The organism is Nostoc sp. CmiVER01 (genome assembly GCF_034531135.2).
Taxonomy (GTDB): domain Bacteria; phylum Cyanobacteriota; class Cyanobacteriia; order Cyanobacteriales; family Nostocaceae; genus Nostoc.
This window is the reverse complement of sequence record NZ_JAVRBU020000001.1, coordinates 334,111-349,730: the sequence shown is the minus strand read 5'-3', so window position 1 is coordinate 349,730 and position 15,620 is coordinate 334,111. Positions and strand designations below refer to the sequence as shown.

General features: G+C 40.7%; 13 protein-coding genes and 1 pseudogene. 6 read left to right on the top strand and 8 right to left on the bottom strand.

Annotated features, from left to right (window positions below; genetic code table 11):
* The first annotated feature begins 64 nt into the window (after positions 1-64).
* Entirely contained in the window at positions 65-313 is a 249-nt protein-coding gene (locus tag RMZ43_RS01280) for a helix-turn-helix domain-containing protein (protein WP_322654133.1), read from the top strand.
* Positions 314-411: 98 nt separating this feature from the next.
* Complete coding sequence (locus RMZ43_RS01275; RefSeq protein ID WP_322654132.1) at positions 412-984, top strand: restriction endonuclease; 573 nt, start codon at positions 412-414, stop codon at positions 982-984.
* 11 nt (positions 985-995) lie between these two features.
* On the opposite strand, the gene RMZ43_RS01270 is transcribed toward RMZ43_RS01275, so the two are convergent.
* From RMZ43_RS01270 to RMZ43_RS01260, 3 genes are all read right to left on the bottom strand, one after another.
* Complete coding sequence (locus RMZ43_RS01270; protein WP_428850690.1) at positions 996-2,078, bottom strand: DNA-methyltransferase; 1,083 nt, start codon at positions 2,076-2,078, stop codon at positions 996-998.
* 221 nt (positions 2,079-2,299) lie between these two features.
* Entirely contained in the window at positions 2,300-2,689 is a 390-nt protein-coding gene (locus RMZ43_RS01265) for a hypothetical protein (protein WP_322645799.1), read from the bottom strand.
* A gap of 40 nt (positions 2,690-2,729) precedes the next feature.
* Positions 2,730-4,229, bottom strand: coding sequence for an acyl--CoA ligase (locus tag RMZ43_RS01260; RefSeq protein WP_322645798.1), 1,500 nt, complete (start codon positions 4,227-4,229; stop codon positions 2,730-2,732).
* Positions 4,230-4,453: 224 nt separating this feature from the next.
* Here RMZ43_RS01260 and RMZ43_RS01255 point away from each other — a divergent pair, with 224 nt between their 5' ends.
* Together RMZ43_RS01255 and RMZ43_RS01250 are read left to right on the top strand one after the other, a co-directional pair.
* Positions 4,454-5,530 carry a glycosyltransferase family 4 protein gene (locus RMZ43_RS01255; RefSeq protein WP_322645797.1) on the top strand — a complete coding sequence of 359 codons (1,077 nt, stop codon included), beginning with the start codon at positions 4,454-4,456 and terminating at the stop codon, positions 5,528-5,530.
* A gap of 66 nt (positions 5,531-5,596) precedes the next feature.
* Positions 5,597-6,382, top strand: coding sequence for a WecB/TagA/CpsF family glycosyltransferase (locus RMZ43_RS01250; protein ID WP_322645796.1), 786 nt, complete (start codon positions 5,597-5,599; stop codon positions 6,380-6,382).
* 526 nt (positions 6,383-6,908) lie between these two features.
* On the opposite strand, the pseudogene nifH reads toward RMZ43_RS01250, so the two are convergent.
* Positions 6,909-7,004 (bottom strand): annotated as a pseudogene (gene nifH / locus RMZ43_RS01245) (nitrogenase reductase); the annotation flags it as partial.
* A 507-nt stretch (positions 7,005-7,511) separates the two neighbouring features.
* Between nifH and RMZ43_RS01240 the strand changes: the two are divergent.
* The gene (locus tag RMZ43_RS01240) at positions 7,512-7,865 is read left to right on the top strand and encodes a hypothetical protein (protein ID WP_322645795.1); all 354 of its coding nucleotides are present in this window, start codon (positions 7,512-7,514) and stop codon (positions 7,863-7,865) included.
* An 845-nt stretch (positions 7,866-8,710) separates the two neighbouring features.
* Positions 8,711-10,219 carry an SIMPL domain-containing protein gene (locus RMZ43_RS01235; RefSeq protein WP_322654130.1) on the top strand — a complete coding sequence of 503 codons (1,509 nt, stop codon included), beginning with the start codon at positions 8,711-8,713 and terminating at the stop codon, positions 10,217-10,219.
* 95 nt (positions 10,220-10,314) lie between these two features.
* Here the strand turns inward: RMZ43_RS01235 and RMZ43_RS01230 are convergent, their stop codons facing one another.
* The 4 genes from RMZ43_RS01230 to RMZ43_RS01215 form a co-directional block, all read right to left on the bottom strand.
* Complete coding sequence (locus RMZ43_RS01230) at positions 10,315-10,545, bottom strand: DUF6737 family protein (protein ID WP_322645793.1); 231 nt, start codon at positions 10,543-10,545, stop codon at positions 10,315-10,317.
* Positions 10,546-10,779: 234 nt separating this feature from the next.
* Positions 10,780-11,748: a TauD/TfdA dioxygenase family protein gene (locus RMZ43_RS01225; RefSeq protein WP_322654129.1), complete on the bottom strand. Its 969-nt coding sequence runs from the start codon at positions 11,746-11,748 to the stop codon at positions 10,780-10,782.
* 275 nt (positions 11,749-12,023) lie between these two features.
* The gene (gene ligA, locus RMZ43_RS01220; protein ID WP_322654128.1) at positions 12,024-14,060 is read right to left on the bottom strand and encodes an NAD-dependent DNA ligase LigA; all 2,037 of its coding nucleotides are present in this window, start codon (positions 14,058-14,060) and stop codon (positions 12,024-12,026) included.
* Positions 14,061-14,322: 262 nt separating this feature from the next.
* The gene (locus RMZ43_RS01215) at positions 14,323-15,387 is read right to left on the bottom strand and encodes a vWA domain-containing protein (RefSeq protein ID WP_322645789.1); all 1,065 of its coding nucleotides are present in this window, start codon (positions 15,385-15,387) and stop codon (positions 14,323-14,325) included.
* Positions 15,388-15,620: the final 233 nt, after the last annotated feature.

Sequence of the window (15,620 nt, the reverse complement as noted above, 5' to 3'; positions counted from 1 at the left end):
CAGTAATATGTACTAACTCTTATTGAGATCGAATAAACCATCGCCAGAAAAAAGGCAAGCTAAAATGCCTAAATCAGTTTTCAGCGAAGAGTACAATCGGTTTCGCCAGCTACTTATAGAAGCCCGCAAAGCTGCCAAGCTCACTCAAGCAGAGTTGTCAGCAAAGCTAGAGCTTCCGCAATCCTATGTATCAAAGTATGAACGTGGAGAGCGTCGTCTTGACGTGATTGAATTTTTACAAGTTGCCCAAGTCCTTAAAATAGATCCGCTTACTTTTATTGAAGAACTGTTGAAATACCAAAAGGAGACATAATAATCATTATTCAATATGTTGACTTTAACTCGGCAGATACAATCATTAATACCCAATACCAGAACGAATGGCACAAGATTAGTACTATTCTTACTAGAATGCCTTTGCACATCAAGGCTTCAGATCAAGCTGGAATTCAGGGTAATGCAATATTCGATCCAGTAGGTACGAACGAATACATTAAAGCTGCCTTTATTCATGATGATTGGAAATCAAATATACCTATTCCAGTACCTTACAGATTTTTGGGTACAGAGGTTGATTTTGCCAAAGCTGGCATCATCATTGAAATTCAATTTTCTAATTATCCCTTCCTACTTAATAACACCTTGCGCTCAGAATTGTTCTTCAAAGCTAAAACTGAATTTGTTGGATACCCTACTAATCTAGTGATTTTAGTGACAAAGGCTTTAATGTTTCCTGCTTCCAACAGCACTCTTTATTACGAGCAAGCTGTTAATCAGTTAACAGCTTTGACTAAATACCAAGTTTTTGATGTACCAATCAGACTGGTTGGATTATTTGAACAACAAAATACAATAGTGCCTATCATCTGGACTGAGTATTCATCTAAAAGATATTCTAGAACTGTGAACACTAGAATCAATCGCCAATGCCAAATCATTCCTGGACGTTTAGCCCGTAGTCGCTGCCTATTTAACTTATTGTAAAAATTAATCTATTAACTCCATAATTTTAATTCAATTTGTTCTATTTCTTCTACCTGTTTTACTATTTTATTTTGCAAAGAGGTCTTTTTACCATTACCATTAAGCTTTGGATCTACTGGAATCTCTTCACCTCTTAGATTAGCTGCAAAAGCAGATTCTTCATAAATCAATCTATCTTCCATTTCTTGCAAGTGATACTCTTCTGGATAAATTTTTGCTTTGCTGCGTTCTGAAGCTTTATTTCCCACTTGCACATCAAAGTGGAATTTATCAATAGATTGACCAGTTTTTTCAACATAATCGCGCAATGTTTTTAAATTTGGAAAACAACCATTTTTATCTGGATTGCCACTGAGACGACGCAACGCAACTTGATGATATTTTGGCTCAATTTCTGAGCCGATAAAATGGCGTTCATGATCTCTCGCAACCACTGCCGCAGTACCAGAACCCATAAATGGATCTAAAACAATATCATTTTTGTTAGTTGTAGCTAAGATAATTCTAGCTACCAAGTCTTCTGGAAATTGGCATGGATGTATAGTTTGTTCTTCATGATTGTGTTTAACATTCCGAAATAGCCAAATATCACCAGGATTTTTTCCTTCTGGATTACATGAAAGTTCACCTTTCCGATTTCCTTGATAATGTTTCTTATTTTGATACTTTTGCGGAACTCTAATAGCATCTAGATTAAATTTATAATTATCAGATTTAGTAAACCAAAGAATAGTTTCATGTCTACAAGAAAACTTTTTCTGTGCATGAAGACCATGTTGCCTAGCCCATATAATTCGGTTGCGAGGAATCAATCTACATGACTCTAAAATCGGAAAAAAACGAATATCCAAAGGAATCAACATTCCTCGATCAGAAAAAGCACCAACTTGCCAAAATAGCGAACCTGTATTTTTGAGAATCCGGCTACATTCAAGTAGAACGGCTGTTTGTTCTGCCAAATAAATCTCAAGAGCCTGCCTTGATTCGTATTCTTTGCCTAGATTATAAGGTGGAGAGGATACAACTAAGTCAACACATTCATCAGGTAGATTCCTAAGCAGTTGTAAGCTATCCTCTAAGAGAATCTGATCCAAGGGTAGACTCTCTCTATTAGTCTTCATTACGATACCTACCTTGCAAGTAATACTAGACCTTCCTGAGTATAACCTATTTTAGGTTATTAACCAATTATTGAGAAAAATATCAATATTAAGTAGAGTACAATACCCTCCCTACTTAACTTTAATGATCTATTTTGCTGCCGTAGACATACTTAAAGGCGATCGCCTCTTTAAAAAGGCGATCGCTTCTTGTTTCAATTAGCTTTACGCTCTTTAAGGACTTGATCTAGCAAGTTTCTAGCAGATTGTGCTTTAGCCAACGCTATTTGATGGTCATTATAAGCCCGAACAAGGCGAGAAAGACTGCTCACACCTGTCTTAAGTTGCTCTAGTTCTTCACCAGCAACCAGTTCTCCATCAAGCATCCGCCCGATTAACGGTTTGATGTCTCCCACTTCCTGCCGGACTTTTTGGAGTTTTTCTAAGCTACTGAGCAAAGTTTTAAGTGAGTTCAAGATGTCATCAATATCCTGAACATCCTCCACTGCTTCTGGTAAATCTTCAATTGTCACTGTATCTTCATCTGAAATTGTAGGCAATTCCTGTGCAGACATTTCAGTTTTAACCCCATTTGGCCGTGCCATCAAAGCTTCCTCAAGGAATTTTCCTTAGTGTATCGCTGATTCAGCCTATGTTAAGCAATTTCGCCATAGCTAATCGTTGCAGTTTCCCGGTAGCACCACGAGGTAGCTGATCCAAAATGTGAATTTGCTTAGGAACTTTGAAGTCTGCCAGCATAGTTGAACAGTAAGCTAAAAGTTCTTTTTCGCTCACTTCTCCTTTGAGAACAACAGCAGCATGGATATCTTCTCCTAAAGATTTGTGGGGAACGGCAAAGGCTAAGGCTTCGGCGACGACAGGATGGCGCAGTAAGACATCATCGACTTCTAAAGGAGAAATTTTTTCTCCACCCCGATTAATCAATTCTTTAATGCGTCCAGTTAAACGGAGGTAACTGTCTGCATCCAGTGTTCCCTGATCTCCTGTGCGGAACCAACCGTTTACAAAAGCGGTGGCGTTAGCTTCCGGGTTGTTTTCGTAACCATCTATGACATTCGGTGCTTTTACCACCACCTCGCCCAAGCTTCCCTGAGATAATAGGTTGCCTTCGGAGTCCATAATGCCGACTTCCACACCGAAGCCATAACCTACAGTACCCGGTTTCCGCACTTTTGGCGGCAAAGGGTTAGTAGTCATTAAGTGAGATGCTTCAGTCATGCTGTAAGATTCCACAACGGGAGCATTCAGAGTTGCCTCTAGTTGTTCAATAATAATTGGAGGCAAGGGAGCGCTACTAGAGCGAATGAAGCGAAAGCGATTAGCTTTGACAATTTCTGTGTTGCGGCTAGCGCGGGCCAAAATTGTCTGGTGCATGGTTGGCGCTGCGGAGTACCAGGTAGGTTTGTAAATATCTACCAGTTTCCAAAACTCCAAAGCATTAAAACCATTGGGACAAATTAATGTGCCGCCCGATCCTAGAGTTGCCAGCAAACATCCTACCAATCCGTGAATGTGGAACAGGGGCATTAGGCAAAGTGTAGTGTCAGCTGCTGTGAGTGAGTAAGCAGTAATAATATTGTTGGCTGATGCGATTAGATTGCGATGACGAATCGGCACACGTTTGGGACGGCTGGTGGTGCCGCTAGTGTGGAGAATCATCGCTAAATCATCGGCGTTGGGAGCTGCGGGATTCGAGGATTCTGCTGGTTTTGAGGCTGTTTTGACTAATTCAAAACTCAGTGTACTGTCAGTATTTACCTTGGCATTAATCAGCATCATGTCGGGTGTGACGGCGGCAATCGCTGCTTTTGGCAACTCAGATAACGTAATCAGTGCTTTTGCTTGGATATCTTCGTAATAGAAAGCAAATTCTTCTTGTTTGTATTTAGGATTTAAGGGTGCAGCAGTGCCACACAGGGCAACAGCTAAAAAGGTAATAGCCATTGGTGAACCGTTAGTCATGGCTATGGCAATACGTTCTCCTCGTTTCAATCCAAAGCTGTTGAGTTGCGCTACTAGTCCAACAATATTCTCGCGCAATTGCTTATAAGTTAGCGATCGCTCAGACGGTGTAACTAGGGCTAGATGATTGTCTTGCCCTGTTAAAAGCTCAAATAAGTTCATTAGTTTTTCCGGTCTGTCAACGGATAATTCAATCAGTTTTAAGAATAAAGTACACGCCACGGGTAAACAACGTTTAGCCCGGTCTTTGCGGCATGGTAATCTTTATTACACTAAAACTCTTAATGACTATCATTGACAAATACATAACTTAATCATAGTTTAAGTACAATGTGCCGTACATAAATATTTGATGAATTTATCTACCCTAAATAAGCTCTTTTGTTATGAGTCCTATAAAGATTACTATGTTAGGCGAAAGCTTGGAGCGCCAAGGTGGAATAGTTTCCGTGCAAAAGCTCATCCTTGAAGAAGCCACTGAAGCTACTTCTGATATTAAATTTACACATATAGCTACTTTACCCAATGGCTCTGCTCTCCAGAAAGTATTGGTATTTGTGCAGGCAATAGGGGAGTTATTTTGGAATTTATTAAATAAAAAATCCGACTTAATTCACGTCCATGTTTCAGAGAGAGGTAGTGCTTTTCGTCACTCAATCACTAGTGTAATTTGTTGGCTGTTTAAAAAACCGCTAATTATTCATGCTCATAGTGCTGACTTTCATTTGTTTTACTCTGAGCTTCCTCAATTACTGAAGCAATGGCTTAGTTGGTCTTTTAGGAAATGTACCCGTTTTATTGTTTTATCAGATAGCTGGAAAAAATTTTATATCGAAAATCTTGGTTTGAAGCCAGAGCAAGTTATTGTTCTTCCTAATGCAGTAAGAATTCCTGCCCAAATTCCACAGCATGTAGATTCCAACGAGGTATTTTTCTTATTTCTAGGTCGCATTGGTCAGCGCAAAGGTGCATTTGATTTAATTAACGCATTCGCTTCTATACCTGCCCAAGAGAAAAGTAAAGCAAAGTTGACTATGGCAGGTGATGGAGATGTAGAAAAAGCTCGTAGTTTGATTCAAAGTCTAAATCTTGTTGACCACATTACTATCCTTGACTGGGTAGACAAAGAAAAACGCGACGAGCTTTTAGCTAAAGCTGATGTATTTGTTTTACCTTCTTACAACGAAGGTTTGCCGATGGCACTACTAGAAGCAATGAGTTGGGGTTTAGCTGTCATAACGACTAAGGTAGGAGGAATACCCGAAGTAGTTACTCAAAATCAGAATGGTTTATTACTCAATCCGGGTGATATTCAACAGCTGTCAGAGGCAATGCAATCTTTAATTGCAGATAAGAATTTGAGAATATCTCTAGGAGCTAATGCACGGATAAGTGTTAAACACTTGGATATCAACAATTATCTTGCATCCTTAAAATACATTTATGCATCAGTCGTAGGTTAAGAGCCATATTCTGATGATCATTGATTAACCATAAGTTTGTGTAAAGTAGACAAGGAGGAAATAACAATGGAAACAATGAATACGAAAACTTTCCCTGAAATTAAGTTGTTTGATACAAGATTCCATAAAGTGAAAGTACAAGAATTAATCGATTATTTAGTAGAATCAGTCAAAAAACCAAAAAAGACAATTGTCGAAAATGTTAATATTAGAGCGATGAATTTTGCTTATGAAAAGCCTTGGTATCGAGATTTTTTAAATAATGCAGATTTAGTATTTTGCGATGGATTTGGTGTATTGTTAGCGGCTAACTTAAGCGGTTATTCACTGGATTCTGTACATCGCATGACAGCACCAGATTATATAGAAGATTTAGCATTAAAATGTGAAAAAGAAAATGTTTCTTTGTTTTTATTAGCTGGAAAACCTGGCGTAGTGGATGAAGCAATTACAAAGTTGGTATCAATTGCACCAAACCTTCGGATAGGTGGACATCATGGTTACTTTGAGAAATCAGGAAAAGAGAATGATTTAATAATAGAAAAAATCAATAAATTCCGACCTGATATTTTATATATTGGTTTTGGTATGCCATTACAGGAGCGGTGGATTTTAGATAACTTCAATAAAATTGAAGCTCGTGTATTTTTACCTTTAGGCGCGTGTCTAGATTTTTATACTAACTCTACATATCGTGGCCCTGAGTGGCTGACGAATAATGGCTTCGAGTGGTTAACACGCTTAGTTACTGAACCTACTCGTCTTTGGGATCGTTATGTCATAGGTAATCCATTGTTTTTTTATCGTCTATTTAAGCAAAAAATCGCTCAAAAATTGGTAGCAAATCGCTAAGAGGTTGTTTGAGAATTCTGGCGTTGCTGATTGCGGTATAAAAACAATTGTGCGTTGTGGTGAAAATCCTTGGAGATAATTAAAATTTTACGTCTCTACACCCAAGTTCATACCTCGATTCAGCAAGGCCAAAATTCCTATTGTCGGTATAAAAAGGTTTTAGATGTCTCTATTGGACTTACTTTTTCTTCCTACCAGTAACGATTTCGACATTTCCTTTTGCAATACCATTTCACGAAAAATATGATACAGATGCAAACCTTGAAAGCATTGCTGTATCTAATTTTTTTAATTGCTTTAGCGCAGCGTTAGCGTTAGCGAAGCGGTAGCGTTCGCGCAGCGTCTCGTAGAGAGGAACGAGCGTCCGTAAGAGCGTCATTGCGTTAGCGTAGCGGTGCGTTTGCTTTTAGCGTCTCCAAGAGTTGCCCATTGTGTTAGCGTAGCGGGGTGAAGCCCATTGTGAATTGGTACAAGTGCTTCTAGTGCCTTCGCCTTGAGCATCTTCTTGCTTCTTTTCACCGTCTGCTTGAGTGATCGCAGCTAGGGTATTTTGGGAGGTGGTAGATTTACCAATACCGCCTTTACCGTAGAAAGCAATCTGTCTAATTTTGTCGTCGGACATAATAATTTATCCTGCAATTATTTGCTGAGTATGTCGGTTCATGATTGATCGCATGTAGTGAAAGCGATCGCTTAACTTTGCAGCACAGTTTGGATCATCTCTGCGCTTCTGTGCAGAGATGATTTGATATAGGGACTGGACTTTGGACTAAAAAGAGAAAGGTAGTCAGCAAGTAACACTGACTACCGTAAAGCCAATGAAAGTAATCAATACTGGCTGCTTAATTCTTTTTTCAGTAACTTCGCTTTATACCAATTAATTTGGTTTAAAGCAGCGATTGATACAGTTTTAGTAATCGGTTTCAGCTTTGATCCTTGATAGGAAAGTAACAAAAGCCGTAGAAAACTTACCAATAAATTCTGCCGCATGGGTAAATTTTACCCCAACTAAAAATTGTTAATTTTACTCAGGTAAAAATGCAGACAGCATTAGCAATGCTACGTCACCTTTACTGTGTATAAATGAGATGAAATAACAGTTTTTAGCACAATAATAATGGAGAGAGTAATGATTACCGAAGAAGACTTAGCCCAACAATTTACTCTGATTATCAAGCAAGCTCACCCAAGAGCATGGAAATTACTACAGTACTGCTATATAAAAGTGCTAAATTCTAAATCAAAAGGAATGTATATCCCTCATGCCAAATATATAAGAATTTACTGCCCTGACAGACTGATTTCTGCTGTAGTAGCAGAAAAAAATTTACTGATAGAAGTGGCAGAATATCTGGGTCTAGTAGAAGTTGTTTGCGTGAATGCTACAAATTTGTTACACGATCCCAAATCGCAGATTAAGAAGATTTATCCTAAATTATGGTTAGATTTGCAGTGGATTGTTACACAAAATCAAGAATTATGAAAACTGAAATAATGTCTAATTTTAATCCTGCAAAATCCTCAGCTTAATTTCTTAAAACGTACAAAAATTTCATGAATCAGCCCTACCTATCTCCAGATGTTTGCCTTCCAATCTGATAATTCAATTAAGTTAAATACTGTTTAGACAACTCGAAAAAGCAACTAATAAAAAGTTTTTATTAGCAGGCGATGTCTGACTACAAGCCGCTGACGCTCCTTCTCTACGAGACGCTACGCGAACGTCGCTACCGCTTCGCTAATGCGTTTACGCATCACACGCATTTTGTTGTCAACCCACTAACTGATAAATATATTTATAGAAAATAATTTACTTGGTTTTGGCGTACCAAATGGTAAAAGTGCCTTAATTGCTACAATTATGACCCTCTTAAATTCGACAAACTTGTTACGTAATCAGGACTTACGCAGTACAATTATTCGTTGAGTTGGGTATAGCGCATAGGGAATGGGGCATCGGTAAATTTTCCATGCTCAATACCCAATGATCAATGCCCAGCCCAAACCTTTGACTTTTCGTTACTGATGCGTAAGTCCTAGTAATATTAAGTCGCAGATGGTGTTAAAAGATTGCATTCACTACTTGACATGTCAACACTGCGATTTATACCGTCTTTTCTAGCTACTGGAATCAGTCCTGATAGCAATTCCCACTGCGGCGATGAAAGTTAATTAGGTACGGTGGATTCATGGCTCTCGTCACGCTGTCATCCTTAAGTATTTTTTCTATTGACAGGATATCGGTGAGTGAGCTTTCTTACTTTTTAGACATCCTCTAAGATTAAAACATCAACAGGTTTCAAACATCATTTAAGGAAGGAAAATAAGATGGCTAACACAAATAATCTCACAGTTGCGAGTGAGCAGGCTCTTGTGATCATCCCTCCCCTGACTAGTAACACTAATCCAAACACTGCTGAAAAATTGGAAGTTACTGGTAAAGGAGAGATAACGGTTCCCACTACTTTAACTGAGGTGCAATTGGGGATTCAAGTACAGGGAAAAACCTCAACCGAAGTTCAAGAAGAAACTGCTCAACGTTCAGCAGAGGTAGTTGATGTGCTGAAAAAGCTTGGGGCGCAAGAACTTCAAACTACATCTATTCAACTAAATCCCGTCTATAAATATGATAAAGATGGTAATCAAACCCTAATCGGCTTTAAAGGACTTAACACACTTCAGTTTGAGTTACCAACGGATCAAGCTGGAGGAGCAATTGACAAAGCTATCAAAGCAGGTGCGAATCTAATACAGAATATAAACTTCACTCCTTCAGACAAAGCATTGCAGCAGGCACGCTTGCAGGTTCTTAGCGAAGCAGTTAAAGACGCTCAAGCTCAGGCTAATGCAGTTTTTAGTACCTTGCAGTTAACTCCCGGGAAGATTATTGACATTGATATTAACTCAACTGCCAATCCTACCCCATCTCCTTTGGTGGTTGAAGGATTAACATCATTAAATAAGGCGTCTTTTGCAGCAGATATCACAACTCCTATAATTGGTAGTCCTGATACGATAAAAGCTAGTGTTTCTCTAGATATCGGTTATTCTCAAAATTCAGCAGGCACTCTCGCTTCGGCTACTAATGATAATCTCACAGGTGCGATTAAGCAGGCTCTTGGGATTATCGATCCCCTTACTGGTAGCACTAATCCAAACACTGTTCAGAAATTGGAAGTTACTGGTCAAGGAAAGGTCACTGTTCCCAGTACTTTAACTGAGGTGCAATTAGGGATTCAAGTACAGGGAAAAACCGCAACCGAAGTTCAAGAAGAAGTTGCTCAACGTTCAACAGCAGTAGTTGATGTGCTGAAAAAGCTTGGAGCACAAGAACTTCAAACTACATCTATTCAACTAAATCCCGTCTATAAATATGATAAAGATGGTAATCAAACCCTAACTGGCTTTGAAGGACTCAACAAACTTCAGTTTGAGTTACCAACGGATCAAGCTGGAGGAGCAATTGACAAAGCTATCAAAGCAGGTGCGAATCTAATAGAGAATATAAGCTTCACTGCCTCAGACGAAGCATTAAAGCAGGCACGTCTCCAGGTTCTTAGCGAAGCGGCTAAAGACGCCCAAGCTCAGGCTAATACAGTTTTTAGTACCTTGCAGTTAACCCCCGGAAAGATTATTGACATTGATATTAACTCAGCTAGCAATCCTAGCCCATCTCCTTTGGACTTTAATCTAGTAGCAGGTAAAGCTTTTGCAACAAGTACTACAACTCCTTTAATTGGTGGCCCTCTGACGATAGAAGCTAGTGTTTCTCTAGATATCGCTTATTCTTCAGCTCCAGCAGGTACTCTCGGTTTAGCTTTTCATGGATTGCAGTGATTTGCTACTGTCAAAAGCAAGGGCGCGGTGTAGTTGCGCCCCTTGCCAAACAACTAGGCGAGAAACATGGAAATATTCCGACGTTTATACTCGAATTAGTCCTTATACGACTCCAAAATCCCACTGCGAATCATTAGTTGTGGCCAAAACAACACAAAAAACCCCATCCATGTCACTACAGGAATGGAGACGAGAACTGTTAGCCAGATAGTTTTAAATAGTAACCAGCTACCAGCAATCAGGGTTACACCTGTGAGAACTATAGACCAGGGTTGACACCACCAAGGTTTATAATTCCAGGGGCTTATGGGCTTTTGTTCAGACATTGATTTTATTTAATAAAACTCCAAATTTTCTTTTAACAATTTTTAGGATAAATTATCTACCACTACAGGTAGGCGAAAATAAACCTACCATTAGACATAAATTCGTAAGAAATATAACAGTACAATCCAGATTTATATTCTTGCACCTGGCCACTTTTTTGCCAGAGAATAAATTCTCTGGCTAATAGCGTAAGTCCACTCAAACGGACTACGGACATATTCCGCAGTACTTGCTTACGAAAGCACTGGTTCTGCTTCCAGCTTCTCAGATCGGTTCTTCAAGACGGTTGGTAATTGGCTGTTGAACGCTTCACCTTCAACCACTTGCGATCGGAAACCATCAGGCCCGACTGGAACATCACCCGTTATGGTGGTGCGATAGAGGACGCGCTCGACTTCCAGATGATCCAGATCCTGCGGGGCTAAATGCGAGGTGGCGCGATTGTCCCAGAAGGCAATGTCACCGTTGTTCCATCGGAAGCGGGTAGTGTAGGCAGGCTTGGTAATCTGGTTGAAAAACAACTCAAGCAGCAGGTCGCTTTCTTGCCGTGATACGTCAAGAATGTGCGAGGTGAAGCCAGGATTCACGTACAATGCTCGTTCGCCTGTCTCAGGATGAACCCTGACAACTGGATGTATTGAAACCAGGGGATTGGCTGCAATGCGCTGGGCGATTTTGCTATTGCTGGGCAGGTTCAAACGGGCATTGAAGCGATGTTCGGCTTTCAATCCGTCTGCTAGCGATCGCAAGGGTGCTGATAGACCCTCGTAGGCTGCAACCAAGTTAGTCCACTGGGTGTCACCACCGAAGCTAGGAACGTTAACCGCACGCAAAATTGATGCCGCAGGCGGGTTGACAACTGCTGTCACATCGGTATGCCAACGGCTCTCGTAGCTAGAACGCCGCAGGCCATTGCGCCGTTCGTAACGACTGCGGTCAATCGGCAATATTTCTGAGAAGCCTTCAATTGGCTCATCTTCGTGGGGATGCGCGTAGGTAACTTCGCCAAAACGAGCGGTGAACGCAATCTGTGCAGCATGATCTATGTTCTGACCGCGAAAGAACACGACTTTCCACTTCAATAGTGCTTGACGAATCTCTTTGACTGCATCATCGTGCAAGGGACGCGAAAGGTCTACGCCACTGATTTCGGCACCGATTAAACCAGCTACCTGCTTGACTTCAATGTGTTTGTTGCTCATCTGAATTCTCCATAGTTTGATCTATAGGGCAGTCTTCGCACTCGTTCGTTTCTTTTGGTATGTTGCTTGCACTTAATGACTACATACCAAAGGAAGCGATCGCAGCTGAAAAATATTATACGATAAATCGATCAATTTACAGTAGTATAAGAATATCCTATTTTTATACTTGCTCTAATTCCCTCCTAAAAAACAGGGTTAGGGAGGATTAAGGCAGAAGCCAAGCTTAATAAACGTTAATAATTAATGAGTCTGACGCATTTGCCAGATATACATCAATCCTCCAGCATCTCCAATAATTGCGGCTCGCTTAATTGCGTAATTCCCAAAGAAACCGCTTTTTCTAATTTAGAACCTGCATCTTCGCCTACTACCAAATAATCGGTTTTTTTACTCACTGATTCAGTCACTTTCCCACCAGCTTTTTGAATCAAAGCCTTGGCTTCATCTCGCTTTAAGGTTGGTAATGTTCCTGTAATTACAAAAGTTTTACCTGCGAACTTTTGATTACCATCCCCAATTGTTTTTGTTTCCTCTGTAGCAGCTAATTGCAACCCTTCTGCTTGTAAGCGTTCTATCAACTTTTGGTTGGCATCAATCCGAAACCACTGGTACACAGATTGGGCAATTTCAGCACCAATACCGTAAATTCCTTCAATATCTGATTGCTTTGCTGTCGCTAACTGGTCTACAGTGAAATATTTCTGAGTCAACAATTGAGCATTGACGCTGCCAACGTGCCGGATGCCTAAACCATACAATACCCTTGACCAAGGTTGGTTTTTCGATTGAGCGATCGCATCTACCAATTTCTCAGCCGACTTTTCCCCCATCCTTTCTAATGCACACAATTTGCTTTTTGTCAACTCATACAAATCGGCAACAGAATGCACCAAACCTTTATCAACGAGTTGATGCACCAGCTTTTCCCCCAAGCCTTTAATATCTAAAGCATCACGACTTACCCAATGTTCAATGGAACCTTTGAGAATCGCTGCACAGGAAGCATTGACGCACCGAGTCACCGCCTCACCTGATTCTCGCACCACTGGTTGACCACAAACTGGGCAATGGGTGGGCATAACGAAAGGTTCAGTGTCAGAGGGACGGAGTTCTTTGAGTACCCTTAGCACTTCTGGGATGATTTCTCCGGCTTTGCGGACAATGACAGTATCGCCGATGCGAATATCTAATTGAGTAATGCGATCGCTATTATGTAAAGTAGCGCGAGAAACTGTTGTCCCCGCCAGTTGCACTGGGCGCATCTCGGCTAACGGCGTTAACGCCCCCGTTCGTCCGACATTCACAGCAATATTTTCGACACGAGTGGGTGCTTCTTCGGCTGGGTACTTTAGAGCGATCGCCCAGCGAGGGAATTTCTGGGTAAACCCTAGCTGTTCTTGAAGTTTAAAAGAATTCAGCTTTACTACTACCCCATCAGTCATGTAGGGTAAATTCAGCCGTTCCGTATCCCAGTATTCATAATATTTTGCCACTTCTGCGATCGAGGCACACAGTTTGTGGTTGGGGTTGACTCGAAAACCCATCTTTTCTAATAACTCCAATGCTTCCCATTGGGTATTGGCAATACTGGCGTCATCTCTACCAGGAATGTGTAAGGTATAGCCAAAGAAATCTAATCGCCGTTTAGCGACAATGCGCGAGTCTAGTTGTCTGAGTGTACCAGCTGCGGCATTGCGGGGGTTGGCAAATAATTGCTCGCCTGCTTTTTGTCTTTCCTCGTTGATTTGTTTAAATACTTCCAACGGTAAAAACGCCTCACCGCGTACTTCCACCCTTTCTAGAATTTCTAACCCTTCAAAATTCAAACGTAAGGGAATTGAGCGAATTGTCCGCACATTTTGGGTGATATCTTCACCCGTCACCCCATCACCCCTAGTTGCACCCCTAACTAGAATGCCATTTTGATAGGTCAGAGCCAAAGCAGAACCATCAATTTTGAGTTCACAGACATATTCTACCGAGTCTATTTTCGGTACTTGTCGCCGCCAACGCTGATCCCAGGTTTGCAACTCATTGATATTAAATGCATTCTCTAGACTGTACAGGGGGATATTATGCCGCACCGAGGTAAACTGCGTTGCTGGTCTCTCACCCACGCGCACAGTCGGACTATCGGGAGTCGCCAATTCTGGATACTGAATTTCTAGTTGTTGCAATTCTCGATATAACTGGTCATAGACTGCATCCTCCATAATTGGAGCATCTAAAACGTAATAAGCATAACTGGCTTGTTGCAATAATTGGCGCAGTTCTTCTGTACGTTTTACTTCTGGCTTAATCTGGGTCATTAGACTTATTACAAAATACCTAGCGAATAGAATAGCCTGCATGAGCAGGCTTTGTTTGGGTAGCCGTGACCGAAGAGGCGGAGGGGCAGGGGAAGCAATCCCTGCCCCGTTCGCGTAGAGTCTCGCAGAGAAGCTGTGAAGCGGAGCGGAACATGGGTATCAAGCCCCGTCTTTCTAAGAAGTTCTTGATTGGTCGGAGTACAAGCTCCGTTCAATCCTCTCCCCTGCTCCCCTGCCTCTTTTGACTTATAATCGTTGGGATTTAGCGATCCCAGTCTTCGACTTCATATAAAAATCGAGTTTTGCCAATTAGTTTACGATTAGCAGAGGTACTTTGGACAAACACAACATACTTTTCTAGGTTACTCGGTTTAATCCGAATCGTTGCATCCATCGGTAGACCTAACATTTCTCGTGCAGCACCTCCTTCAAATAAATCACCCGTTGCTCGATCCATTAAGATAATTTCTTTTTGAGCCTGGATAGTTTCTGTTTTTGTAAATTCGTAGAAACCCCGCCCAACTTTAAAACTTAAACCATTTTCTAATACAAAGGCTTTAATTGAAATATCTTGTTCAACCTCTAAAATTTGGAAACGCCCCGGAGAAACTGCCCGTAAATCAGCCGATTCGTAATAGGATGTTGCTTCCCGGTTCATCATGGTGTTAAATATTTTATTTAACCCACGGCTCATGCGTCCTTGGTCAATTACTTCTTGTTCATAAGCTTGTAGCTGATCGTTAGAAGATTGTTGGTAGCAGACTGCTAAAAACAAATCACTAATATACGAAAATTGGTCTAAGTTGATATGAAAACCGCCAGACTTTTCTGCAAGTTCTTGATAAAAAGGAGTGGCATGAGGGCGATTGAGTGCTTGAACTCCGTAAACTGTAATTTCTGCCTCAGCTAATTTATCTAACTCTTTGCGCCAATTCAGTTTTTTAGGATTGTGTGCTGGCGGATGGGGAATATCATCGCCAATCAAAACCAGTGATTTTGTTGCTGATTTTGACCAAGATAAAGATTGCGATTCATGTAATACCAATTCGTAACATTCCGGTGCATCTCCGCCACCAGTAGGTTCGACATTTTGCACAAAATCACAGATAGCATCAACATCACCAGATATATTAAATATTTTGGTGACATAAGTTGAACCTGCATCGCAATAGTCACCATGAGCAATAATTCCAATTTTAATTAAGGGAATTTCGTCTATTAGTCTGGTAACGGTATTTTTGATTTTTCGCCGTACTTGAGTAAGGCAAGGATACATACTTCCAGTTGTATCAAAACTGAAAACAATCTCAATATTATTACTTGTCATCCGCTCACCTAAATTAATATTTAATTTTTAACTTACAAAATTACAAATGGCACGTAATCATGGTTAAAAATTTTACAGGTAAGCCGCCAATTATCATTACTCACTGAGGCGTTAATACCGCAAGGCGGAAGTCAAAAGTCAAAAGTCTTATGAAATTAGGACTTACGCAAAATATCTCTCAAACTCTCATTTCTCCTCTGCGCTTCTGCGGTAGCCTGCGGCAAGCCACTTTG